21 protein-coding genes are annotated in these 22,420 nt (G+C 60.3%); 11 read left to right on the top strand and 10 right to left on the bottom strand.

From position 1 onward, the window contains the following. A partial coding sequence (locus ACSFA0_RS23840; RefSeq protein WP_435452744.1) for a hypothetical protein occupies positions 1 to 837 on the bottom strand: 837 nt, incomplete at its 3' end. Between the two features lie 296 nt (positions 838 to 1,133). Between ACSFA0_RS23840 and ACSFA0_RS23835 the strand changes: the two genes are divergently transcribed. The 8 genes from ACSFA0_RS23835 (at position 1,134) to ACSFA0_RS23800 (ending at position 9,718) form a co-directional block, all read left to right on the top strand. Then, positions 1,134 to 1,676 (top strand): hypothetical protein, encoded by a 543-nt coding sequence (locus ACSFA0_RS23835; RefSeq protein WP_435452743.1) that lies wholly within the window; start codon positions 1,134 to 1,136, stop codon positions 1,674 to 1,676. 75 nt (positions 1,677 to 1,751) lie between these two features. After that, entirely contained in the window at positions 1,752 to 2,732 is a 981-nt protein-coding gene (locus ACSFA0_RS23830; RefSeq protein WP_435452742.1) for a hypothetical protein, read from the top strand. After that, positions 2,729 to 3,574 carry a hypothetical protein gene (locus tag ACSFA0_RS23825; RefSeq protein WP_435452741.1) on the top strand — a complete coding sequence of 282 codons (846 nt, stop codon included), beginning with the start codon at positions 2,729 to 2,731 and terminating at the stop codon, positions 3,572 to 3,574. The genes ACSFA0_RS23830 and ACSFA0_RS23825 overlap by 4 nt, the downstream gene beginning before the upstream one ends. Continuing rightward, positions 3,483 to 4,109, top strand: a complete 627-nt coding sequence (locus tag ACSFA0_RS23820; protein ID WP_435452740.1) for a lytic transglycosylase domain-containing protein — start codon at positions 3,483 to 3,485, stop codon at positions 4,107 to 4,109. The genes ACSFA0_RS23825 and ACSFA0_RS23820 overlap by 92 nt, the downstream gene beginning before the upstream one ends. A gap of 135 nt (positions 4,110 to 4,244) precedes the next feature. After that, complete coding sequence (gene icmP, locus ACSFA0_RS23815) at positions 4,245 to 5,477, top strand: type IVB secretion system coupling complex protein DotM/IcmP (RefSeq protein WP_435452739.1); 1,233 nt, start codon at positions 4,245 to 4,247, stop codon at positions 5,475 to 5,477. A 21-nt stretch (positions 5,478 to 5,498) separates the two neighbouring features. Then, positions 5,499 to 6,134: a hypothetical protein gene (locus ACSFA0_RS23810; RefSeq protein WP_435452738.1), complete on the top strand. Its 636-nt coding sequence runs from the start codon at positions 5,499 to 5,501 to the stop codon at positions 6,132 to 6,134. 100 nt (positions 6,135 to 6,234) lie between these two features. Beyond that, entirely contained in the window at positions 6,235 to 8,709 is a 2,475-nt protein-coding gene (locus ACSFA0_RS23805) for a hypothetical protein (RefSeq protein ID WP_435452737.1), read from the top strand. Positions 8,710 to 9,019: 310 nt separating this feature from the next. Continuing rightward, entirely contained in the window at positions 9,020 to 9,718 is a 699-nt protein-coding gene (locus tag ACSFA0_RS23800; RefSeq protein ID WP_435452736.1) for a YcbK family protein, read from the top strand. A gap of 236 nt (positions 9,719 to 9,954) precedes the next feature. On the opposite strand, the gene ACSFA0_RS23795 is transcribed toward ACSFA0_RS23800, so the two are convergent. Further along, positions 9,955 to 11,262, bottom strand: coding sequence for an ankyrin repeat domain-containing protein (locus tag ACSFA0_RS23795; protein WP_435452735.1), 1,308 nt, complete (start codon positions 11,260 to 11,262; stop codon positions 9,955 to 9,957). Between the two features lie 49 nt (positions 11,263 to 11,311). Continuing rightward, a complete protein-coding gene (locus tag ACSFA0_RS23790) occupies positions 11,312 to 12,367 on the bottom strand; it encodes a M23 family metallopeptidase (protein WP_435452734.1) in 1,056 nt (351 codons plus the stop codon). Between the two features lie 210 nt (positions 12,368 to 12,577). Between ACSFA0_RS23790 and ACSFA0_RS23785 the strand changes: the two genes are divergently transcribed. Then, on the top strand, positions 12,578 to 13,429 hold the full coding sequence (locus ACSFA0_RS23785; RefSeq protein WP_435452733.1) for a hypothetical protein: 852 nt from the start codon (positions 12,578 to 12,580) through the stop codon (positions 13,427 to 13,429). Positions 13,430 to 13,482: 53 nt separating this feature from the next. Here ACSFA0_RS23785 and dnaG read toward each other — a convergent pair whose 3' ends face one another. The 6 genes from dnaG to ACSFA0_RS23755 form a co-directional block, all read right to left on the bottom strand. Further along, positions 13,483 to 15,279, bottom strand: coding sequence for a DNA primase (gene dnaG, locus ACSFA0_RS23780; protein WP_435452732.1), 1,797 nt, complete (start codon positions 15,277 to 15,279; stop codon positions 13,483 to 13,485). A 13-nt stretch (positions 15,280 to 15,292) separates the two neighbouring features. Further along, on the bottom strand, positions 15,293 to 16,078 hold the full coding sequence (locus ACSFA0_RS23775; protein ID WP_435452731.1) for an ankyrin repeat domain-containing protein: 786 nt from the start codon (positions 16,076 to 16,078) through the stop codon (positions 15,293 to 15,295). 124 nt (positions 16,079 to 16,202) lie between these two features. Next, entirely contained in the window at positions 16,203 to 17,126 is a 924-nt protein-coding gene (locus ACSFA0_RS23770) for an RDD family protein (protein ID WP_435452730.1), read from the bottom strand. A gap of 161 nt (positions 17,127 to 17,287) precedes the next feature. Beyond that, positions 17,288 to 18,022 carry a hypothetical protein gene (locus ACSFA0_RS23765; protein ID WP_435452729.1) on the bottom strand — a complete coding sequence of 245 codons (735 nt, stop codon included), beginning with the start codon at positions 18,020 to 18,022 and terminating at the stop codon, positions 17,288 to 17,290. A gap of 31 nt (positions 18,023 to 18,053) precedes the next feature. Further along, entirely contained in the window at positions 18,054 to 19,262 is a 1,209-nt protein-coding gene (locus ACSFA0_RS23760) for an ankyrin repeat domain-containing protein (protein ID WP_435452728.1), read from the bottom strand. Positions 19,263 to 19,878: 616 nt separating this feature from the next. Continuing rightward, positions 19,879 to 20,532, bottom strand: coding sequence for a hypothetical protein (locus ACSFA0_RS23755; protein WP_435452727.1), 654 nt, complete (start codon positions 20,530 to 20,532; stop codon positions 19,879 to 19,881). Positions 20,533 to 20,750: 218 nt separating this feature from the next. Between ACSFA0_RS23755 and ACSFA0_RS23750 the strand changes: the two genes are divergently transcribed. Continuing rightward, entirely contained in the window at positions 20,751 to 21,194 is a 444-nt protein-coding gene (locus ACSFA0_RS23750) for a hypothetical protein (protein ID WP_435452726.1), read from the top strand. 19 nt (positions 21,195 to 21,213) lie between these two features. On the opposite strand, the gene ACSFA0_RS23745 is transcribed toward ACSFA0_RS23750, so the two are convergent. Then, a complete protein-coding gene (locus ACSFA0_RS23745; protein WP_435452725.1) occupies positions 21,214 to 21,705 on the bottom strand; it encodes a hypothetical protein in 492 nt (163 codons plus the stop codon). A gap of 317 nt (positions 21,706 to 22,022) precedes the next feature. Between ACSFA0_RS23745 and ACSFA0_RS23740 the strand changes: the two genes are divergently transcribed. Continuing rightward, complete coding sequence (locus tag ACSFA0_RS23740; protein ID WP_435452724.1) at positions 22,023 to 22,307, top strand: hypothetical protein; 285 nt, start codon at positions 22,023 to 22,025, stop codon at positions 22,305 to 22,307. Positions 22,308 to 22,420 lie beyond the last annotated feature (113 nt).

Raw genomic sequence — 22,420 nt, 5'->3', positions numbered from 1 at the left:
CCTCAAATCAGCGCAAAACGACTCCCGAAAGCGCTGCTGACTGCACCATGTGAAAAGTGAGTCTTCGACGAAGAGGAAGACTCGCTTTGGAGGGGAGTATTTCCGCATCCTGCTAGGAGCGTGATGAGATCCCGATACGGTTGAGCAACTCAACTGGCTCAATGCGTGCGTCCCTCTGCTCACGGGCTCGACGCGGATAACAACCTTGTACGTTCCGATCGCCTGTGCGGACCGCATATCGATGAAGTGTTGGGGATCGTCGTCGACGATCAAGCCTGCGCGTCGCAGGCCATCGATCGCGGCCTTGAACTGCCCGCTAAGCGCGTCTAGATCGCACAGGCGAGCGGATTGTCTGTATCCAACCACGCGGAAATGGTCCAGCGGGGCCCAGTGCGCGTCGTTCAAACAGCTGCGGGCGGGCGCAGTTTCGAGGCATCGCCGCACGGCTTCATGCCAAGCGCGACGGTACGCGACCCTTCGGTAGTGGCTCACCGCGTAAAGGTCGTTGACCCCCAGGAGTCGGGCGCCGTCGAAAGCCAGTTCGTACGCGTCGCTGCCTACAAGCGTGCAGGCAAGAGCGCAATTGGCGAGCGATTCAGTTGCGAGCCGAATACGCCTGGTGGCTGAGCTTTCCACTGGCGACGAAGGATCTGTCGGCGCCAGCTGTTCCGAGCCCTGCTCTGGATAAGCGGCTAGGCGACCTGGGCTCGCTTTGCGCGGAGCCGTGGGGATCCCGTCTCCGTTCGCCCGGGCGTGGCCGAAGGACGCGGCCACTTTTGCGCCAGTGCGAGCGATGAACGCGTCGAGCTGGCTCTCGCTCCAGCGAACAGAACTCATAAGAAACCAGGAGGAAGGAGGTCGCGTCTGGTGAGAGCGACGTTAGAAGAACACGGCCCTCCAGAGAAGTCCGCGGCCGAAAATTGTCCAGGTCGGCTGGGCCGTTTATCATAATCGGCATACCGTGCTGTCTTAAGCGCGGACATTATTTGAAGCAGAAAAGGCCGAATGCAGGGCGATTAAGAACGATTGCCCTGATCGGCCGATGCAAAATCGACGCGCAGCGTGCTTTCGGCATCCGCCTAAGACGAGCGCATGAACCTAGCACCGTACTACTGCAGAAGTGGCCCAACGAAATGAACCAGCCCAAACCCGCGTTCGCTGAGCAGCCCATGGAGAGCACACTTGGCGACGTGCTCGCAGCCTTCATTGTTGCAAAGGACTGGAAGTTCTTTATGGACGACAAGCCGGTGCCGGTGTCCATGATGACCGGCAACCGAGCCTTTTTGCCCGTTGTTCTCTGGCATGCCGATAAAGTTCATCTTCAAACCACGGGGCGCAGGATTGGTGTGATGTTCCGGGCCGACGGCGAAGCCTCGGTTGGCGCGCACTCTTCGCTGGAGCACGTGCGGCGAACATCGACGTTGACTCTCTACTGCCTCGAGGCTCTAGTGCAAGCCATTGAACAGCACCCTGCTGTTCAAGCTTCCGTGTCGATCACCCCCAGCGATCTACGCAGCAACGTGCTCGCCGGTGCGCGCACCCCACCAAAGGGTTCGGGCGCCACTGTCGACCACTTGGTGCAGGCATTCTTTGACGACCATGAGCGCGGCCTTGTTCCATGGGCGCCGGACAGCCAGCCTAAGTCGCCAACCCTAAATTGGGCTCAGCGGCATTGAGCCGAGCCAACACCGCAGAAGGACTCCCTTGTGACAAACTCCGCAGGCTTGCAAGCGCCACGTGCCGTTCCAGGCGTGAGCGTCGGTGCCCTCCGCAAAGACGACGAGAAGGTACTTCAAGGTGATGCGTCGACGCGGCGCTCGCTCAACGCTCTTGCGGTGAGTTCGAGCTTGATGAATGCGCTAATCAGAAGCCCTGGTCCCGGCGCCCCGCACGGTGCGATGGTCAAGGGCACGCAAGAGATGATGACCAGCGCGAATGCCACGACGGAAGAGCTCGTTGCCGCGCTGAGGCTTGGCAACGTGCCCTGGGCACGGTATCGGATTTTGCGGATGGTCGCAGCGGCCGTCGCAGAGCAATGGACGGTGTCAGCGCTGGACGGACAGTCCGGCTCCCCGTCGGCTGACGTGCGGCACCTGATCCCGGCCTGGCTCGAGATTGCGAAGCACGATGCGCCTGAACCGGTCTACGAGGACGCAGCTGATAACAGTCGTGTCGCATTGCAGGTGGCGCTGCTGGACGCGATGGAGCCGGTCGTGCGCGAGATCGGAATCTTCGACATGCTTCACAGCGAGCAGGAGGCGGCGGTACACGCAAAGGATGTAATTTCGAGCGCAGTACAGGCTTCGATGGCAAATCTGTTAGACGCTGCAGCCAGTAACCGATCGCGGAACCACTTGCTCCAGGCACTTCTTCGCAACGCCGGGACGATCTACGCGTCGGCTTGGAGGCACCACGCCCAGGACGTTGTCGATCAACTAAGGCAGATGGACAAGGCCGGGCAGCAAATGGTGGCTGAGATGCACCCTGAAGGGCTTCCATTGGAGGAGGTCGACGAGGCATTCGCGGGCACATACTCCCGTTTGGTCGAAATGGTCCAGTTTCTCGGCGACGCGCCGGAGCCGGTCATGGTCGCAAACAGGCTGCCTCCGGGGACGCCTCTACCGGCTGAGCGAGGCGCGAGCAACACTTCACAAGGGCAGCTCGTTCGCTCCGACGCGGGATTCCGCGAGCCGATCGATGGCGGCTTTGACCGCTCCGAGGTGCGTCGTTGAGCTCGGACGTAGACCCGTCGGGCACGGGTGAAAAGCGACGAAAAGGCTTTCTGTCGTACCTGAACAAGCAGGCGACGTTGAGGGGTGCGATCAACAGCACGATGACCAACACGATGCGGGGAGCAAGCGTCATCAAGTCAGCAAGCGGACAGCTTCGAGCCGGAACCGCGGTGCTGATGCGACCCGGCCGCATCGAAACGTTCGAGGAGGCGCTCGAGCGTAATGGCGTGCTGGAGGAGGACCTGCCGCTCATTCACAACCAGCTCCTCCTCCAAATGTACGCCGCTGGCGTGTTCGCGGTCGTGGCGTACACAGTGGCAGGCGTGCATACGCTGCAGCAAAGCTACTTCTCCGGATTGTTGTCGTTGATCCTGGGGACCACGTGTGCCGCGCACTTTTCACAGTCTTCGCTTCGAGCGTTTCAGGTTAGACGCCGCCGACTGGGCGCGGCCGCTGAATGGCTTACGAGTCCAAGCGAGTGGTTGCCTAGTCGGATGGAGGGGGTTCGATCAATGCAGAAGCTCGACCCTCTCCGTCGCCCTGCGCTCATCGAAGCTCTTGCGCGCAAGTCACGGCTGTCACTGACACTGGCAGGCTTGGTAGGCGGAATCGGCTTGGCCGCGGCACTCGGTGGTGCCGCTGCCATCCCGCTTGCATGGATCACTACCTGCGTAGTTTCAGCGTTGGTGCTGCTCGCCATTGCTGTGCGCTACTCCTTCGAAACCTTTCGGCGGAGAGCGGGGAGGGATTGTGACCTTCTGCTGTGGATCGCTTCGCCACAACATTGGGTGCCTGCAGGCGTCGAGCCGCGTCTGCGCGACGGTGATTCAAGTGGTGGTTGATGCTCCTCCGGCCCCGCTCATCGAGTGGCCGGCCACAGCTCAGTGCGTCGTATCGGCGTCGCATCGCTATCAAATCCCGCCAGAGGGGCTCCTCAGCATCCTAATGACGGAGGGTGGCAGGCCCGGCCTGTCCAAGTCGAATACGAACGGCTCCTTTGACCTAGGGGTAATGCAGGTGAATACCATTTGGCTCCGACCTGGTTCCCCCCTGTTTGGTTATGTGACGGCTGAAAGTCTGAAGAACGATCTCTGCGTAAACATCCACGCTGCAGCATGGATTCTTGCGTCCAACATGCGCAAGGTAGGCAACATCTGGAACGCAGTTGGTCGATACCATTCCCCCGGGAACGTTGAGCTGGCCACTGCCTACATGAACCGCGTGAGTCGGAAGGTTCCGCTTGCGCGCGCGCTCATACAACGGCATCCCGCCTACCGCGATTCGGTGGCAAAGGTCTTCTACAGCGCCACACTGTCGGAGGCTAGCCAAGGCCATGACCAAAGCGACCTAGGTCCAAACGTACGCCCTGCGCGCTGAGTTGCTAGCGCTTTGCGCGTGATATTCGCTGGCCGGAGCCCATTTTCCGAGCTGCCGCCCATAAATCTCGACTACGATTAATCGCTGGCCACTCGGGCCATCCATTGCGACGATTAAACGTTAGGGCGAGTATTCATGGCGAAACAGCGGAAGCCAGCGGGTGGCGGGAACGACGGCAGCAGCGAGTTGGTCGTCTTCGTGGGCATTGGCCTCGTCCTGTTCATGCTCTGGTATGTCTTCCACGAGCGCATCGCCGGCGCGCTCCTAGCCCTAAGAATTGCGGAGAGCTGGGTTATCGGCTTCTTCACTCCCGCACTCGAAGAGGAGCGCGCTTGGATGAAATTCGTCCCGCGTTCAACGGTGACCGCAGGTCAGATGGTCGACGTTTCATCCCAGGTCGGCTCCTACATCCGGTGGGTGACAGTTCCGGTGATGCTCGCACTCGGGGTCTGGCTCTACCGTAAAAGCCCAACCGAACGTTTCAGAAAGACGTACACGGTTGTCACGCTTCCTCAGGCCGTGGGGGACGAATACCCATGGATGCGCATCTCGTTGACGAACGATTTCGCGAACATGGATCAAGACAAAGGCAACTGGGCGATCGCCAAGACCGAACGCCAGTTCGCGAGAATCCACAAGCTGCGCAACGCTTCGGGAGCGATCGATCGCGAACGCGCAGAAGCTGTCTTCGTGAGGCAACTCGGTAGCGTGTTTCTCGGCATTTCCGCTATGCAACCCCACGCACGCGCGCTCTTCGCGCTCTTCGCGGCTCGCACCAACCGCGATTTCAGGGCGGCCGACCAGTTGCTGATGCAACTAGCCAATAGCTTTGCAGATGGAGCGCCAGACTACACGGGTGTGGACGAACTCATCGAGAAGTACAAGAGGACGGCATCCGTGGTCGCGAGCTTTGAGCAGCACGCGTATGAGCGGACCATCCTCATGACGCTCCTTGAGCGTTGCAGGGGCGGTGAAGGCGGAAAAGACTATCTGCCACCAAATTGGTTTCTGTGGCTTAAGGGCATTGACCGCGACCTTTGGTACGCCCTTGCCGATGTTGGGCGGAGAACCCCGCACGTCGAGTCTGCCGGCGTCTTCGCTCACTGGCTGACAGAGAAGTCACGCCAGAAGAAGCTGGAAGTGCCATATGTGCGGCATGCCGTCGACGGCTTGATCGCCGAGATGGCTAAGTTCCTGAACGATGACGATTCCTTCGATGGAATCTTCGAGGGCGACGACCTCATGGATCAGCGGGCTGTGCATTCCGCAGGTTCGATCCCATCGCCCGCCGAGGCAGACAAAGCATTCGCGAGTGGCCAAGGCAAGCGTTTGGCCCGTCCGACCGGATATCTCGCCCTTTACGACTAATCCACATTCAAGGAACCAGTGATGGGCTTGCTCCAGACAATTCGCAACCGTAGAGATCAGGCCAACAAGGCCGTTATCCGGACCACTCGCACATTTCCGCTCTTTGGAGCTCGCCTAGCGCTTCTCTACTTCCCGGGCTCGGTTGGCAAGGGGTTCACAACGCTCAGCCTTGCGGACTTGAAGGAGGCGAGCGTGCGGGTCTCCAGGTTGCCAGGAACATCAGCTGGCGAACAGTCGTCCCCCGACGTCTACGGCATCATGGTGAAGCAAACTGCCGGCGCGAAGACTGGTGCTCCAGTCAAGGAATATGCGCTGTTGGAGATGGCATCTGCAACCGAGGCGGAGGAGGCGGTCGCGCGGCTCGCCGACCTGATTGTCCCACGTCGCCTGAGCGCCTGGTGGCTTCTGCCGGCGGCGGTAGCTGGTCTATGGCTAAGTGCTGCCGGGCCAGGTCCGGCTGTTTCGACGCCGCCCCAACTGTCCATTTACACGCCTCTTGCTTCTAGCCGCGTGACTGCAGCTCCAGGCCAGGCAGCTGCGTTGCCAACTCCTGGCGCGCCACCTGCTGCCCAGACGTCTGCGGTCACGCCGACGCCTCAGTCTGCAGGCAAAGAATCTGTGGACCCGTTCGGCATCAAGTTCGCACCTGGCAGCTGATTGCAGCGCCGCTACCTAGAAGCTCACGATGGCAGTTCGGTACCAAAACGTAGGCCCTGATAGGCGGGACGAGGTCGCGCCGCAGCGAGCGCGGCACGACATGCGACGCTCAAGTGTCAAGCTTGCCGAGGCGCTGCGCTCGCCCGTTGGTGGGCTGATGACCATGGTGGCAGGAGCAACATTCGCAGCAATGCTCCCGGCGCTCGCTGATGTGCTCCTAGTCGCCGCTCTATTGGGCGCATTGTTCATTCGTGGCGCCCAGAAGTCCTACACACTCCCAGCGCGCATGCCAAAGCATGCGCACATCATCGATCCGATCGAGGTCAATCCGGGAACCCATAAGGCCGGGCTGGCGAAGGGCACCTTCTACCTTGGAAATGACCGAATCACGGGTGAAGAGGTGTGGCTTACAAACCGGGACGCCGGCGTGCATATGCTGGTGCTGGGCACCACTGGTTCAGGGAAGACGGAGATGTTGCTGGGGCTCTGCCAGAACGCGTTGAACCAGGGCTCTGGATTCATGTTCGTGGACGGGAAGGCTCAAGACAAGATCGCGTTCAAAATCCAAGACCTGTGTCGGGCGCGGGGGCGGGACGACGACGTTCTCATCCTCAACTTCATGACAGGTGCGCGAGACATTATTGGGCCGCAGCCCAGCAAGATCACCAACAACATGAACCCGTTTGCTTATGGGTCATCGGGCATGCTCTCGCAGTTGGTGGTCGGCCTCATGTCGAGTGGCGCTGGCGGCGACGATATGTGGAAGGACCGCGCGATCTCGTTCGTCGAGGCAATCTCGCCTCCGCTGGTCTATCTGCGTGAGAACTACGGGCTGATCCTGGACGTGAACGCATATCGCAGCTACTTCGAGCTCGAGCGGCTCGAAGAGCTGTGCTGGAAGGGGGCGGCTAAGTACCCGGGTCTCGAGCAGGTGCTCGAAGGCCTGAAGAACTACCTTATCAATCTCCCGGCATACAGCGAGAAAAAGGCGGGCCAACGAGGTGGGCAGGGCGACGACACGAAGCTACAGCATGGCTTCATTACGATGCAGCTGGTGCGTGCCTTTACATCGCTCGCAGATACGTACGGGCACATTGTTCGTGTGCCACTCGGCGAGGTCTACTTCCCAGATGTTGTGAAGCAACGCCGGATCTTGATTGCGATGCTGCCTTCGCTGGAGAAGACCCCTTCAGAAACGGCGAACATCGGCAAGATCATCGTAACTGCCCTCAAAAACATTATGGCTGAGGGCCTCGGTAGCGTGCTGGAGGGCCGCCGCGACCTTCTGGACAATGACGAGGGGCGTGCACTCTTGCCGCCGTACGTGGTCATCCTGGACGAGTACGGTTACTACGCAGTGAAGGGTTTTGCAGTCGCATTCGCGCAAGCGCGCTCGTTGGGCTTTGTCTGCGTGGTTGGCGGTCAAGACTTGGCCTCATTCCAAAGGGAGTCGAAAGAGGAAGCCGTTTCTGTGTGCGGCAACACCCGGATCAAGGCGTTTGGGTCCATTGAAGATCCAGAGCAGACGATGGACTTTGTGGTCAAAACAGGCGGGAAGGCTCATGTCGCTGAGACCGCAGGTTTCGATGGCGAGGTTGGAAACACCGCCACGAGTTACGCAGACCAGATGAACGTGCACCTGAAGGCGATCGACCGGATCGACCCTTCTGATATTAAAGAGCAGATTGAAGGGCAGTTCACATTTGTCTGGCGCTCGCGCGTCATCACCGCGAAGACCTACTTTGTGAACCCGAAGCCCGTGCCACGGGTGCAGTTGAACCACTTCTTGGCGGTCCCACCACCCGATGCAGCCCAGCTTCGCGAACTGGAGACAAGTGCGTCGGAGATTGAAGGACGGTTAGAAGGCGGCGACTTCAGAGCGCTTGATGTTGGATCAGTAGGCGATATCGACGTAGCAGTTAAGCAGCTCGCCCTGTCATCATCACTTCGCCCGCTCCAGCGCGGCATTGCTGCGATCGCCGCCGTCGAGCGCGTGCGCGCGCAGAGCATTCTTGATTTTCGGCAGCAAGCCGATGGTGGATCAGGCCTCGGAATCGATGACTTCGAAGGCGAGCCAGAGTTTGAGGCGGATGCGTTCTTGCAGGATGCAATGCGTCAGACCGGGGAACTTTCACACCAAGGCATGGAGGAGCCAGCGTTCGATCAAGGTGCACAGATGGTTCAGGGGAGTTCTGGCCTGGCAGGCGAAATACATACGCAGGATGAGGAAGTCGTAACGCTCCAACAGGCTAACGTCTTCATTCCCGTGAAAAGCACGGGCTTCCCTGGGGACGTCTTCGCAGGTGACACGGGTGTTGCGCGTGGCTTGCAGGATGCTTTGGGGGGAGCGGATACCGCGGCTCCGATGCTTGACTACAACTCTACCTTCAAGGGCGTCGAGACGATCGAGCGCGAGTTCGGTGCAAGCGTGGAGGAGGCAGGTGCTGCTGCACGGGAGGTGATCCAGGACATCGAAGATGCGACCCGGTACCCACGTGCCGTACCCACGGCGAAGTCTGAGGAGCAGATCGTGACGCTCTTCCAGGAGTTCTATGACGCGCTCGATGAGGAGTGAGGTCATTCGGTCGGGTCGCGACGGCTCGTCCGCGATGTCAAGAATTCTGACGCACCGCGCCTGCCGCCTTGGATCTCGGAGCCCTGGCCAAGCCAAGCTGTTCGCACGTAGCGACGCGCCAAGGCCTGGTGCCCGCAACGTGTGCGCGGCAACTGGTGGTTGGCACGCGAGAGTGACGACGATCGAAGGCTGGCAGCACTGCGTACGCTTTGGTCAAGAACTCCTGACCTTTCACGGCAGCCCGCTTGTTCCGGCGCGAAGCTGACTAGAGCAGCACTGTCGACCGACCCGTCTTGCAATAAAGACTCGCATGATTCAAACACGACGCAACCTTCTATTGACCGCTGCTGGCTTGTCTGCCGCTCCATTGCTTATGCCGCTGCGCGCCTCCGCCGAGAGCCTGGGGCCGGCGTCGGTTGCAACGCAACCATCTACGGCAGACGTTCCGGTCGCACCGATGGAATTTCGTACGCGCGGCGAGCCAACTGTGACCAGCCAGAACGCGCGCCAGCGCGCTCGCCCAGGGTTAGGCCCGCCGATTCCCCACTGGCCATCACCAGGGGAGACTCGACAGGTATGGCTGAAGCGCCCGCAGACCGGAGAGGAGTTGGTCTCGCGCTATTGCTCGGACGGTCAGCTCGACATGACCGAGTACCTGAAGGTATGCCGTCTACTTCGCGATGCGCAGGCGGGCGTGGCGGCGTACATTGATATCGAGGTCCTCGATCTAGTGTTCGCGATGCAGCGCTGGCTGGTGTCGTGGGGAATCGATCGACCCGTCGTGATCCAGTCTGGTTACCGCACGGCCGCTACGAACCAGCGACTTGAAGGCGCCGCGAAGAATAGTATGCACCTTAGGGGCAAGGCGCTGGATGTCAGGATGGAAGGCGTTCCAGTTGCCTATTTGGGTCGACTCGCTTCGATCTTCGCGGTCGGCGGAGTCGGTTTTTACGTGTCGAAGAGCTTTGTTCACCTAGACAGTGGATCCGTCCGCACCTGGATAAGCTAGTGGCACAAGAGGCCCGTACTGCAGCGGGTAAAACCTGCGCAATAGGACGATGGAGGCTGGAAATCCATTGGACAGCCGGCAAGACCACTTTGACATCATCTAGTCGTTCGTTCGAGCGTATTGTTCATGTGGGCGCCCGCACAGGAGCTAGACCGCAGGGGCACTTGGTGCTCGCTTTTCAAGCTTCCTAGTTAGCGAATCTCATGCGTCTCGCCGTGTACTTGCGGCGCATTGCCTCACCCGAGCTGGAAGGGACTGTTGGGTGAGAAGACGGTCAGAGCCTTCGCTCTGGATCGCGCGTCTGCAAGCGCGCTAAGGTAGCCCGCGGCAGCACCTGCCGTACGCTCGGGTTGCTCTTCTCGACTGAGAAGGCGGCCTAGGCGCACATTTGCTCCGCTCTCGAGCAATAGAGTAGCCGTCGCCGCGTCCAGGTGATGGGAGCACTCTTGAAGAGGTGTCAAGCCATTGCGGTTCACCGCGTTCACGTCAGCACCGCGCGCGATCAGCGCCTGCACGACATCAGGCATGCCGGCACGTGCTGCCAGATGAAGCGGGCGATCGAGGCAAGCATCTGAGCGGTTGAGCGCTTGGTCGAGCAGGCCGGCGTTGATGAGTCGAGTTGCGAGCTCGTTGAGCCGAGGCGCCGTAACAGCATGAGCGAGGCTGCGCCCAGTCCACCAATCGACCTGGAGCGCGGTTGAAGGCGCGTCAGCTAGCGCGACCCATAGCTGCCTGAGAGCCATCTCCCTCGCCCTTGGAAGCTGTTGCGCTGGGCAGGTAAGCAGCGCGTCGACGAGACCGTGGAGCTTTGGCTGCGCTCGGACCGGAGGGATTCGCGCGGCCGCGGCCTCGACCTGTTCGCGAGCACGCGGAAGTCGCAATCGCAGCTTCAGGCTAACCTGTTCGAGGGGGCGGAGCAGGCGACCCTTGATACGGGCGAGACGGTCGCGCCTCGATTCAGGGGCTGGCGCCGCGCGACTTTTCGCCGTGCTGGGTGCGCTCGTGGATGCGCCGGCAGGCTGTCCTCGCGACTCGTAAACCGCGTAGCCATTTGGCCGCCCAATACCAGTCATGTCAAAGGTCGACGTGAGAAGAAGCTCACACTCGCGGGTCATACCATCTGCGCTTAGGTTCTCCCAGAGCGGACGACCGTCGTAGCCGCGGCAGAATGGGTCGGCACCATGGCGAAGGAGGTACTCCGCGACAGGTCGTTGACCACATGACAACGCAAGTGCCAGCGCCGAGGGCTCGCCAGGTACGGGCGATTCAAAGTCCGCGGCATACTCAGCCACCACCCGTATTGCTTCGAGATCGCCCCGTATCGCCGCTATGCCGATCGGGAAGCATTTGTCGGCGTCGATCGCTCGAGGATCAGCACCGTGCCGTAACAGGAGCGTGAGCATCGACCTGTCAGCCCCCCGCATGGCGATCGCGACTGCAGTTTCCCCATAGGCGCCGACGCTGTCTGGCGGATGGCCACCGCGAAGCAGTTTTGTTGCCGCAGCTAGATCGCGGGCAGAGACCGCTCGGTGGAGGGCGTCCATGGCTACAACGACGGCGATGGGCGTCAGCCTGGCCAGCGTTATGACGTCATCACTTGCCCGTGGCCTGTGACCTGAGCAATGACAGCACCTTCTCGCTGTAACTTTTGGCATCCAGGGACAGGAAGGCCGCGATCCGAGCCTCGATGTTTTCGCGAGCGGTATAGCGCTCGGACGCCATGAGGTTGTCCAGAGCCATCGTGATATTCAGTTCCCGAAGCATGTAGACCTTCGGGTCCATCGTAGACGACGAGAATGCGACGCCAGCGTTCTTTGGATCGGCGCGGAGCGCCGCTGCTGGATCGATGAGCTCCTGGTACCACTGCGGGTTCGTGAATCGCTTGTTTGTCTCGGAGTACAGAAAATCCCGGACCGACATGTCGTCCATGCTCGGGAAGGTCTGCATCGGAGGCGCTACGCCGCCAGATATGCCCGGAGGGATTTGAGCCGGAGGGGGGGTTCCTGGCGGAGCGCCAGCCGGCGCCGTTGCGGGAATGCCGGCGTTGGCAGTAGCAACCGATACGATCGGGTCACCAGGGGCAGGGTCCAGCGGAGGTTTGGCGCCGGGCGAGACCGCGAAGTTGCTACCGCAGAAGAACTGTATTGGGTTGACGGGCCGATTTCCGACCACGTACGTCGATAGGTGCAAGTGAGGGGCCATGTTGGGTTGGCCTGTCTTTCCAGACTCCGCAATCATGTCGCCTTGATTGACGGTTGCGCCCATCTGAGCCACGAGCTTATTGGCGTGCATGTAGCGTGAAACGATTCCGTCCGTGCCCATGACCTCCACAGTGTTTCCGCCGCCGCTCATCGTGCCAACGAAACGAACCTTTCCCGAATGCACGGATGAAATCCGTGTGCCGACGGCGGCGCGGAAATCCGTTCCGTCGTGAAGCAGTCGCTTGTTCTTGAGGGGGTGAAAGCGCATGCCGTAATGTGACGTGATGGTCATCTGAGCAAGCGGCGTCGCCGGGAAGCACGTCGCCGCATAGGCGCCTTGGCTACCCACAGCGATCACGATCGTAGTGAAGACCGCGGCCACAGTCACACGAGGGCTGTGAAGAACCGTGCTGGGACTGTCGTCGATGCGTGCAGAAGGATTGTTCATAATCGTTTTTCGCCACGGCGATCGTTCTACTCACCGGAGGACGATTTTGCCACGCGCGATCAACTTCTACAGTTCAGGCCCGGCACAGACCCCGTTTTAGTTAATGCGGCATCGTCGCTTCCTGTGGAAAGGTTGCAGGCGTGCCTTGAACCCAGCCTGGGGCGGCGTTCGTCGTGTAAAAATCGACCAAAGAATGTAGGAGATCGATTTATGGTTAAACCACGCGCCGCACTTTTCGCAGCCCTGATCTCCCTGGGTGCCCAGGCGACGGCCTTCGCTGCCGGTGAGCCGATACCGAAGCGGGCACACGCGCAGCCTAACTCAGGGTTGCCCGCGCCGATCGCAGCCATGCTTAAGGGCGGTCAGGGGGTTCGATTCCAGGACAAATTCGAAAGTCCTGGCGGGTTGACGGGCTACGTGCTTTCTGCTGCGAACGGTGAACGCCGGATCTACTATGTGACGCCGGACAAGCGCCACGCGATCCTGGGAATACTCATCGACGAGAATCTGACAAACCTCACCGCAGAGCATCAGAAGACATTCATCAATGTTCTGGAGTTTCTTGGGGACGGCTCGACGAACCAAGCGAAAGGCTCAGCTTCGGCTATCGACCTTGCCAGAGGAACGGTGCAGTGGTTTGAAGAAGGTGAGGGCGCCGAGTTGTACGTTGTCTTTGATCCGACGTGCTCTGCATGCGGCGTCTTGTATCGGGACTCCCGCGAGCATTTGAAATCCGTGAAGATTCGTTGGATTCCAATAGCGCTCGGTGGAGATGCGTCGGCGCGTTGGCTGCAGTCTTTTATATCGACCGCGGACAAGGGCGCGGCTCTGAAGGCGATGTTCTCTGGCCAGGTGGCACCCAGTGCTCCGATCTCTGCGGAGGCGCAGCGCGCGCACGCTGAGGCGCTTGCGGTGCTGAAGGCAGCTGGTGTTCGGGAACTACCGCTAGCGCTGTACGTCGACAAGTCGAATGTCGAGCGCCGTAACGTTGGACTCATGACAAAGTCGACCTTCAAACAGCTCGCGGACTTGTCGGCGCTTTTGAAGGGAAAGGGCGGGTAGGCCAGGCCGCTCGCCAGTCGCGCCTTGCCTGGCGTTCGGGCTTCCGGTGAGCGCTATGGCCTTGGGCTCATAGAGCGGGACGCCGTTGGCTGCTCGTCCAACCCCGCAAGCAGGTTCATGAACGCATGCACTTTGGCGACGTTCTCGTTCTTGAAGGACACGTTGGACCCCACTGAGGTGCTCCGAATGAACTCCCCGACGGGCGTTCCTGCAAAGTGACGAACAATGTCGTTTGCGGTGACATGGCTGCCGCGCTCGTCCACGAAACGAATGACGGCTGCCACGCTTTCAATCTCGTGCGCAGGTACCGGCACGACCTCAAGCCAGGAGGCATCGAAGTGATTTGCAGCTTGTGGCTCTCGCATCAGGATGCCCATAACTCGAGCTGCCATGCTTGGTGTCTCGAGCATTTCAGAGGCGGGCGCGGCCCGGCTCGCCCTCGGGGCTGGGGCGAAGCCTGGCTTCAGCTGCCCTGATGTGGGGCTTGGCGTGGGGTGAATGGAGACCGGGGGTGGTGCTGCTGGATGCACTGGGCCCGCACCGGCTTGCGCAGGAGGAGATGCCACATTTCGGCTGGCTGGCAGCGCAATGCCACCACCGATGGCATCCTGAACCAGATTCGTCATCAAGCCCTTGATCGTAGGGGAGTTGATGCTGTCGATAAATTGCATCGCATCAGCTGCGAATCCTGCACGACCCTCAACGGATTCCATGTCGTGCTGCGCTGAGAACTCGCGCATGGCGTACTTCGAGAGCGGCTCCGAACCAGCGAAGAAGCGTTGAACTGCATCCGGCGCCTCGCGCTTCACGAAATCGTCGAGATCCAGCCCTTCTGGCAGAAATGCGAAACGGCAGCGCTTTCGTTCGTCGACTAGTGGCGCGGTCAGATGCATAGCCTTGCGCGCAGCATTTCGACCTGCATTGTCGCCATCAAAGCAGTAAAGGATGGTGTCGGCGCTTTTGAACAGCTTTGCTATGGTTGCAGGTTGAAGGGCGACGCCCATGGCGCCAACGACGTTGGTGATCCCATGGCCGTGCGGAATTACGACGTCTACGTATCCCTCTGTGACGATGACTGTCTTGGTCTTTTGAATCGCCCGGCTCGCCTCGAACTGGCCGTACAGTTCGGCTCCCTTCTTGAAGAGCGGAGTCTCGGGTGAATTGAGGTACTTCCTCTTGGCGCCCGGATCCAGGCTGCGGCCGCCGAACGCGATTGTTCGTCCCGAGGAGTTCCGGATCGGAAAGATGATTCGGTCGGACATGAAGTCGACGTACTGACCTGGTGCGAAGCTGCTCTCAAGCGTAATGCCGGCCTCGACCATGATCTCTGGCGTCACCCCTACCATGCTCTCGCCCAGGTAGGTTCGTCCCGGCGGCGCGTAGCCAAGTCCGAACGCGTGGGCCATCTCTGGCGTGATGCCGCGCTCGCGCAAGTAGTTCTGCGCGACTTCGTGCTTGGATAAGGCATCACGATATAGACGGTGAGCAGCATCAAGTAGTTGCAAGAGGCGCTCGTGCTTTGCGAACTCGGCCGGATCACTTCCGTCAATCTCCCGCGGCAGCGGCAGCCCCGCTGCCTTGGCGCATTCCTCCACGGCGTCACGGAAACTGAGGCCTTCGTGTCTTTGGATGAAGGTGAAGGCGTTGCCAGACTCGCCACAGCTGCGGCAGAGAAAGACACCTTTACCAGGGTTAACGTTAAGAGATGGAGACCCATCCTTGTGGAACGGGCACAGCCCCACGAACTCGGTCGGCCCTTGGCGTTTGAGCGCGATCGAATGACCGACAACCTCGGCGATGTCGGTCGCCGCTAGCACGCGTTCGAGATATTCTGCTGGGAGACGGGCCATGCTGAGGATTCGATCAGTTGTAAGGGGTTGGTACGAGCGATCTGGACCGACGGATGCGATCTTTCTCGTCGATGTCGTCGGACTGAGAGATCGCCGTCGCAAATGCATCAACTGCGGGGTCATTGATCACGGCGGCGAGTTTCTCAAGGTAGGCGCGTCTAGCGCTCTGGCCGGTCACATCCTCGAGGTCTAGGCTTGCGCGCTGCGAGACGAGGTATGTCGCGACATGAAGCCGCGAGGCGTCAAGGGCATGCACAAGGGGAGTCTTGCGGGACGAGTCGAACGCGTCGATGTCGGCGCCGGCATGGACCAATTGCCCTGCAACAATTTGGCTTCCTTCTGCTTGTGAGGCGCAGGCAAGGTGCAAGGCTGTCTCCTTGCTGTCGTGTAAGGTCAGCGATGGATCCGCACCGCGCTCCAGAAGGGCTGCCGCGACAAGTGGCTTTCCCAACCGCGCTGCAAGATGCAGTGCCGACAGGCCGTCCTGCGCGCGTGCGTTCGGACTTACACCGCTAGCGATGAGGACCTCAACAGTCGCGACATCACCGCGCTCAATAGCTGTGAAGAGACGTGCCCGCAGAGGCTGGCCAAGCTTTGCGATTTCGCCCACACTTTGTACTTGCATCCAGCTAGCGGGACTGCGCATTTCGCTTACGCCGAGGAGGAACGCGCTTGCGTCCTTGGCTGAAGCAAAGTCGTAGGAGGCGTGCGCGAGCCTCACCAGGTTATCAACCACGCCGGCGCGCATGCGGGTAACCGCCTGGTCGCCCCAGATGATGTGGATTGTGTGCTTGAGCATTGGTATACGGTCGTTCACTGCAGGCACCAGGGGCTTACTGCCGAGTGAATTCTATAGACGCACAGAAATCGCGCCATTTTGGCGCGCTGCTGTCAATTTACCGCCATAGCACAGCCCGGCGCCGCTATCGATTATGGGCAATGCGCTCGCGGAAAACCCGTAGTGCACAGAACGCAGGAGGCAAGAGAGGCGACATTCCGTCCTGGGCGCGGCAAGTCCATGCTGGCTCCGAAGACTGCGTCTCGACATGGTTCGCAGGGTGTAGGGTGATCGCCAGGCGACCTTTAACACCTGAGCGCGGCGAAGGAGTCAGAACGAACGAGCCTTTCGCTGGATCGAAAGTCACTGTCAATGCAGACCCAGGTAGGACATCGGAATTTGAGCCGTTGCCAGGAGCTTTAGTCGGGTACGTACCGGTCGAGCGGTAGGCGGCCTCCGTCGCTGACATCACCGGGTGGAGCTCTGCCACAGCGTCGCTTACTACCATTCGCTGAACCGCTATTCCGCCAGCGAAGAACATGATCAGCAGCAGACTGAACACGCTGAGTAAGGCGGCAATGCACCCGGCAACGAGTCTGATGGCTGGGTGCGCGGCTGCTACCCGTTTGGCTGGGCTGCCTGAGGCCGTGACGTCCACAACCCGGACGGATGTGAGCAGATCGTGCAGTGCGGCGCGCGACGGAAGGATCAATCCGGGCAGGTACGAGAGTCCGGACGTCATGAGGAACAACATGCGCATGAAGTTCCGCGAAGCGGCGCGCGGTAGCGTTACTCTTCGGCCGCGAATGCTCGTCAATCGAAGGCCCAGTAGCCGTTTGCCCAACGTTGCCTGCCAGGACGACGCATCCAGCGCAGTGGCATAGGCGAAGCTACTAACCATGTACAGGAACAGAGGGCCGATAAATGGATCTTGAACCGGATTGCCCAGGATCTTGGAAAGAACCGTAGCTATCACGCCTGCGATCGCCAGGTCGATGCCCCAGGCGGCAATGCGTCGCAGGTTTCCGGCTCGCTGCGTATACACGTACGGCGACGCATCGCTGTTCAATACGACGTCGGGGCCAGGAAGAGGGACAGATGATAATAGTGCAGGCATGGTGCTTCAGGTAGCACACCAAGTTTATGCCCAAGCCTGCCGCGCCGTAGTGAGGGATGGACGATTATTGCCCGATTAATGCGCCCACTGGCATCACCGCACAGCCGCGGCTGTCACGCTGAACTGGCGCCGACATAAGCTTTCGCACGTGCGGCTGCGGTCGCCGCGCTCGCGATGGCTCGCGCCTCAAGTAGGCGCTCACGCGCCACCTCGTCGGCGCCGTGGGCCCGCATTTCGTAAACGCGCAGTAGTTTCGAGATCTTGGCGTCGGTGCACAGATCTCGTGGTGTCGCACCCGCGGCATTGCGGATCCGTGGGTCGGCGTGATGCATCAAAGCCTGCGGCAAAAGTTGCGGCGTGTTTACAGCGATGAGGTGCATTGGCGTCTCGCCGGCGCGATTTGGTCGCGTCAATGCGGTAGCCGCGTCAGGCATAGCGTTCAGGTAGAAGGAGACGCAGTCGACGCGTGTCTTCTCCGCTGCGGTATGCAGTGGAAGGTTCCCCGCGGCATCTTGGTCGCGGAGCAGGCCTTGGGCCTCCGATCCCGCGTGTTGTGCGATCAAGCTCGCTACCGATGCGGTGCTCGCCAGATGAAACAGGTTCTGGCCGTCGGCACTCGAGCCGTTCACCGGGAACTGCTTCTGAAGCAACAAGTCCAGCACGGCCGTATTCGCGGTAGTCAGGGCGGCTTGAAGCACCGTGCGTCCTGACCTGGGTTCGCGTACTGCATGGAATGCGTGCGGTGCGATGTACAGCAAGCGTTGCAGTGCCGACGTGCGCCCGGCGGACACTGCGTCGAAGAGTTCAGCGATCTGGAGAGCGTCGGGGAAACGGGCTGGAGGGTTCATGGATGTATAGGACGCTGTTGCCTGCGCTTCGTTATGGCCGGGGCACCTTCGGGACCTGCTTGGCTAATGCCTCGAGCGCGAGTCCCGCGCGGCGTACCAAGTTGTTCTCAGCGATGTGGCCATTCAGCATCGAACTCGCCGCTTTTTGTCCGAAGTGCGCGGCGAGATCTGCGGCCGTCTCACCCTCCTTGTTGCGCGCCGAAATGTTCGCCCCTGCGGCGAGCAGCGCGGTGCAGGCTTCTAAGTTGCCTCGTACCGCTGCGATATGCAATGCGCTAGAGCCGTCTGCGCTCCGTGTGGCGTTCACGTAAACACCCGGCAGCGATGCAGCCTTGGTGATGGTTCCGGCCTGGTTCGCCCAGGCTGCTGCCATGATTGGCGTGACTCCGTCGAGTGTCGAGACGCTGTTGATGTCCGAGGAGTGGGTGCTGGCCAGTTCACCAAGCAATTCTGCATCGCCAGAGATACAGACGAAGTGTGCTGCGCTGTGACCCGCATCCCCGTACTTTCCGTTCAAGTCCACTCCTGCCGAAGAAAAGCGATGCAGGTATTTCGTCTTCACATCGAGCGGCGCCGCGCCTCCCAGAAGGTGAAAAAGGGCAGGGGTGCCATCAACCTCGGCCGCGTGGAAGAGGTGAGCGGTGTCGGCCACCCGCTGCGCGGCGGCGATACATTCGTCCATGATGACGACATCGCCACGGCGGCACGCTTCCATGAAGGGGCTCACCCCTGCATAGTTTTTCACCGTCGGATTAGCTCCGCGCCAGATGAGCGCTTGGGCTGCATCCGTCAACCCGTTCTTTACTGCAATCATCAAGGGTGAGTCCCCCAGCTCGCCTTCAGGTAGATCCACCTGACCTGGTTTCATCGCCTCGAGCAGGAGCATGGCGCCGTAATCGTCTCGATTGGCCAGAGCACGATGGATGGGTGCAAACGCCCGACGGGTAGCCAAGCGAGAGACGTTGCTCGCGAGCGGATCGACGCCAGCTCCGAGAAGCGCAGCTACGCGAGCATGCTCCTTCGAGCCGGTGTACAGGTGAAGCAGCCGCTCTTCTTGGGCGAGTTCGCGACGCGCCGCGGAATCGTGAAGCGCCCGCCTGCCGCCAGCGATAGTGCGCTCAGCTACCTGGCTGGACGCGCGAGCGAACGCTGCCAGTGGACTAAGCCAGCTGCGTGTTTCCACGGCAGGCTCCCGCACTGGACCGGTGGGGGCGCCGAGGTGTTTTTTAAGGGCTGACATCAAGACTCCTAGGCGTTCAGTTAGCGGGTGAGGGGGAGTGACGACCGTGCAGGTCGTCGATCGCGGCTTGGTATGCAGCCAAAAGGTGCTCCGGCACCATGCCAAAAGGGGTGAATCCAGGCACTCGGGATGCGCGTGCAAGCGCGTCCTCAGCGCTCAGGGCGCGAATTGGGATTTCCACTGCCTTCTTGGTGCCGTCATCAGTAATGCAAACGCCTCCTACGATCCAGCCTGACAGGCCGGGCGCATCGGACGGACGTCGTAAGGACGCGAGGGCACTGAGCTGATCTCGGATCGTCTGCTCCGACAGGCAGCCATTAGGAGAAAAATCGCTTCGCAAACCGCGGGCTCGCTTGACTGCCTCGTCAGGACATGACGCCAGGACTGCGACCACCAGGGCGCTCTCTTGTGTCAATGGGCCCCCGACGGTTCCGGAGACCATGAAGCCATGCCGAGTGCAAAGGGCTCCTTCCTGGAGCTGGGGCGAAGGCCCGGAGGCTAGATGCGATGGGTGCACAGAAAGAGCTCAAAATGAGCGAGACGATTAATGTTGGTCGAGCATACCCATTCGCAAGAAAATCGCCATAAAGCCAGCTCCCGCGCTCGATGAGCGGTCTTAAATGCCGGCCGGAAACCCTTGAACAAACTGATGGTTCGAATCTCTGTGGCCGATGACGAATCCAACATCTGCTAGACCAGTCTGATCCAGCGCGCGAAAACAGCGCGCGAAGGCCTCTGGGCTACTCAGCGCTCCGCCGCCCAAATCTGCAGCGTGCAGCGCGCTTTCGATCGTCGCGCGCGCCTGGTAGGACAGGATGCGAGAGGAACCCGCAAGATCAGCTGTAGGGCAAAGGCGTACGTACTCGGCGAGAGACAGGATGAGCGGCAGTGGATCGGCCTCGATGCGGAGAAAGAGGGTCACCCCATAGGTGTCGACGCCCTGGGAACGAAGCTCACTCAACGGGGCTTCAAGCGGCGTAACGTCAACGTGCTCATACTGGGGTAGACGCCCAGCTCGAGCCCCGCACAGCCGCTGCACCTGGCGTTGAAACCACGCGTCCGCGTCGGCTTCGGTGAGCCCGTCCGACGACTCCGAAACCGCGATGGGCCCCGCGCTGGGACCTGTCAGTTGGGAAGCCCGGTACGCAGCGTGTGAAACCTGCTCGATCTGGAGCAGCGCCTTCTCATCGCTGGCGCGTGCGGAAGCTCTGAAATAGGCAAGACGGACAATTCGCCGAGAGGAGAGGGTGCTGCCGTTCGAGGTGACCATGGCCGAGTATGAACCACGGGCAGTCATATTAGTTCGCTGGCCGGCGGACGCAGCGGGTTTCAGAACCGGCGGCGGTCGGAATCTACAGTACTCAGCCTCTGATCTCCCGTGGGGGAAACGGGTGGCTACTGTGCCCCCGAAGCTGCGCATCGCACACAGAAAATGTGAAATTTACTGAGCTCAATATACTTTCGGTCACTCCAGCTTGAAAGTAACCGATGCGCATCCTGAACGAGAAAGACAGCGACAAGATTGCCAATGCCTTGAAGGCGCTTGGATGGACGCCTTTCATCGGAAAGGTGATGTCCTTCCAGGAGCCCCTCGGGCGTACCGTCGGTGTGGCCGTCAGAGTAGGAGATGAGCGATTTGTCTGGCGTAGCGTGAAACCAGGCATCGACGAATCTGCGAACCCAGCCTCAAGCATTGCGAACTTTTTCGCCACGGTGCATATTCAGGCAAAGCTTCCCGAGCTCGGCATGGAGCCGGTTGGCTTCGCCTTCACGAGGGTAGGGGATGGCCTTGTCCAGCTTCACCCCGGGCCTGATGAGACGTTAAACGAGTTCATCCGCAAGATCCGCGACGTCTCGGCGATGCAGGTTCAGATCCCTCTCTTCAACGTGCCATCCGCCGGTAATACTCGTGCCCGCGGCTTGTTGCCCTGAGCAAGGGGCAGCCGCAGAGTCATGCCAGGCTCTCAGTGCGGTAGCTGAGAAAGCTGTCGCGGTTGTGGAGCAGGGTCGCACGTCGGGCTTCATTGAAGCCGCTCGCGGATTCATCAAGCGAGTGATCGACTGCGTGACAGAAGATGTCATCGCGAACCCTCTGTAGCAAGGGTTGACGCAGTTTGGATTGAGAACGAAGTTGCAGAGCGAACGATGCCCGTGACAGGTGAGCCGCGAATCCGGCGTACAGGAGTGCATCGTGGACGGTATCGAACATGCTCAATTCGAAGTCGGGATGCTTTTTGAGCCACGCGACGAGGCGCTCCGATGCTGCAGCGCTGGAACAAGTTTGCGCTGCAAGGTAGCCAGCCACGATACGCACTACCAGTCCTCGCTCTATGCGGGGAACTGACTCGGCGGACACCAGCGAGACGTTCGTCGCATCAAAAGCGTCGAGTCCCTGAGACGCCAGGGCTATTCGAACGACGTGTTCCAGGTTGAGGTTGTTCATGCGGTAGGTCGCGAAAAGGCTGCCGGGCGCAATACGGCGCGTACCGACCGGGATCGACGTATGGCGTACGGAAGACCGAACTGCTTGATCTGCTCGACAGCCATTATCTGTGATGACTGCACCTTCGTTGCCATTAATCGGCTCGCCATGGGGTAGTGTCGACCGAAAATCGGTGGCATCCAAGCAGAAAAAGCGCTCGGTTCATGCGCGGTGGCCCAAAAGCGCCATTTTCGCTGTGCAAAATCGGTAGGTCTACCACCGACCGTTTCGGGGCCGCGCTTGCGGCGTCACGGCGGTCACACCTACAAGAGGCTCCATTGAGCAAGAATTGGATTGTCAAACACGTTGCTGGACTGCCGGGCATGTTCGAGATGGTCACCTCTGATCCAGACAGCCCGATGCCGCGACCAGACGCAATGATCAAACTTGCGGCCATTGAGGAGAAGGGCTGGCGTGGCTGGGCGGAGCACATGGCCACCGGGAAGCGCGCGGCCGAGACTGCATCTGAGAAGGCGCATCAAGATGCGCTGAAGCGCATTCGAAAGGCCAGGAAGATCACCCCTGGCATCACTTCCCGAGTGCACAAGATGTATGACGATTAACATCCTGATTAGGCTGCTCGCGCTAGCGGCCGCCGCGACATGCGTTGCGTGCGATGGCCCGCTAATCTTTTCCGACCCAAGTCCACCGCCAGACATGGGCTCGCTGGGAGAAA

The sequence above is a fragment of the Variovorax restrictus genome, assembly GCF_051216715.1.
Taxonomy (GTDB): domain Bacteria; phylum Pseudomonadota; class Gammaproteobacteria; order Burkholderiales; family Burkholderiaceae_C; genus Variovorax.
The sequence above is the reverse complement of the archived record's forward strand: the minus strand, read 5'-3'. Positions and strand labels throughout refer to the sequence as shown.

Bases quoted from the DNA above. Each gene is read 5' to 3' on its own strand.
- ACSFA0_RS23795 (WP_435452735.1), bottom strand. From the start codon at position 11,262: ATGGACGCCCTCCACCGAGCGGTCTCTGCCCGCGATCTAGCTGCGGCA.
- ACSFA0_RS23745 (WP_435452725.1), bottom strand. From the start codon at position 21,705: ATGAACAACCTCAACCTGGAACACGTCGTTCGAATAGCCCTGGCGTCT.
- ACSFA0_RS23750 (WP_435452726.1), top strand. From the start codon at position 20,751: ATGCGCATCCTGAACGAGAAAGACAGCGACAAGATTGCCAATGCCTTG.
- ACSFA0_RS23760 (WP_435452728.1), bottom strand. From the start codon at position 19,262: ATGTCAGCCCTTAAAAAACACCTCGGCGCCCCCACCGGTCCAGTGCGG.
- dnaG (WP_435452732.1), bottom strand. From the start codon at position 15,279: ATGGCCCGTCTCCCAGCAGAATATCTCGAACGCGTGCTAGCGGCGACC.
- ACSFA0_RS23835 (WP_435452743.1), top strand. From the start codon at position 1,134: ATGAACCAGCCCAAACCCGCGTTCGCTGAGCAGCCCATGGAGAGCACA.
- ACSFA0_RS23800 (WP_435452736.1), top strand. From the start codon at position 9,020: ATGATTCAAACACGACGCAACCTTCTATTGACCGCTGCTGGCTTGTCT.
- ACSFA0_RS23765 (WP_435452729.1), bottom strand. From the start codon at position 18,022: ATGAACCCTCCAGCCCGTTTCCCCGACGCTCTCCAGATCGCTGAACTC.
- ACSFA0_RS23755 (WP_435452727.1), bottom strand. From the start codon at position 20,532: ATGGTCACCTCGAACGGCAGCACCCTCTCCTCTCGGCGAATTGTCCGT.
- ACSFA0_RS23805 (WP_435452737.1), top strand. From the start codon at position 6,235: ATGCGACGCTCAAGTGTCAAGCTTGCCGAGGCGCTGCGCTCGCCCGTT.
- ACSFA0_RS23775 (WP_435452731.1), bottom strand. From the start codon at position 16,078: ATGCTCAAGCACACAATCCACATCATCTGGGGCGACCAGGCGGTTACC.
- ACSFA0_RS23790 (WP_435452734.1), bottom strand. From the start codon at position 12,367: ATGAACAATCCTTCTGCACGCATCGACGACAGTCCCAGCACGGTTCTT.
- ACSFA0_RS23810 (WP_435452738.1), top strand. From the start codon at position 5,499: ATGGGCTTGCTCCAGACAATTCGCAACCGTAGAGATCAGGCCAACAAG.
- icmP (WP_435452739.1), top strand. From the start codon at position 4,245: ATGGCGAAACAGCGGAAGCCAGCGGGTGGCGGGAACGACGGCAGCAGC.
- ACSFA0_RS23785 (WP_435452733.1), top strand. From the start codon at position 12,578: ATGGTTAAACCACGCGCCGCACTTTTCGCAGCCCTGATCTCCCTGGGT.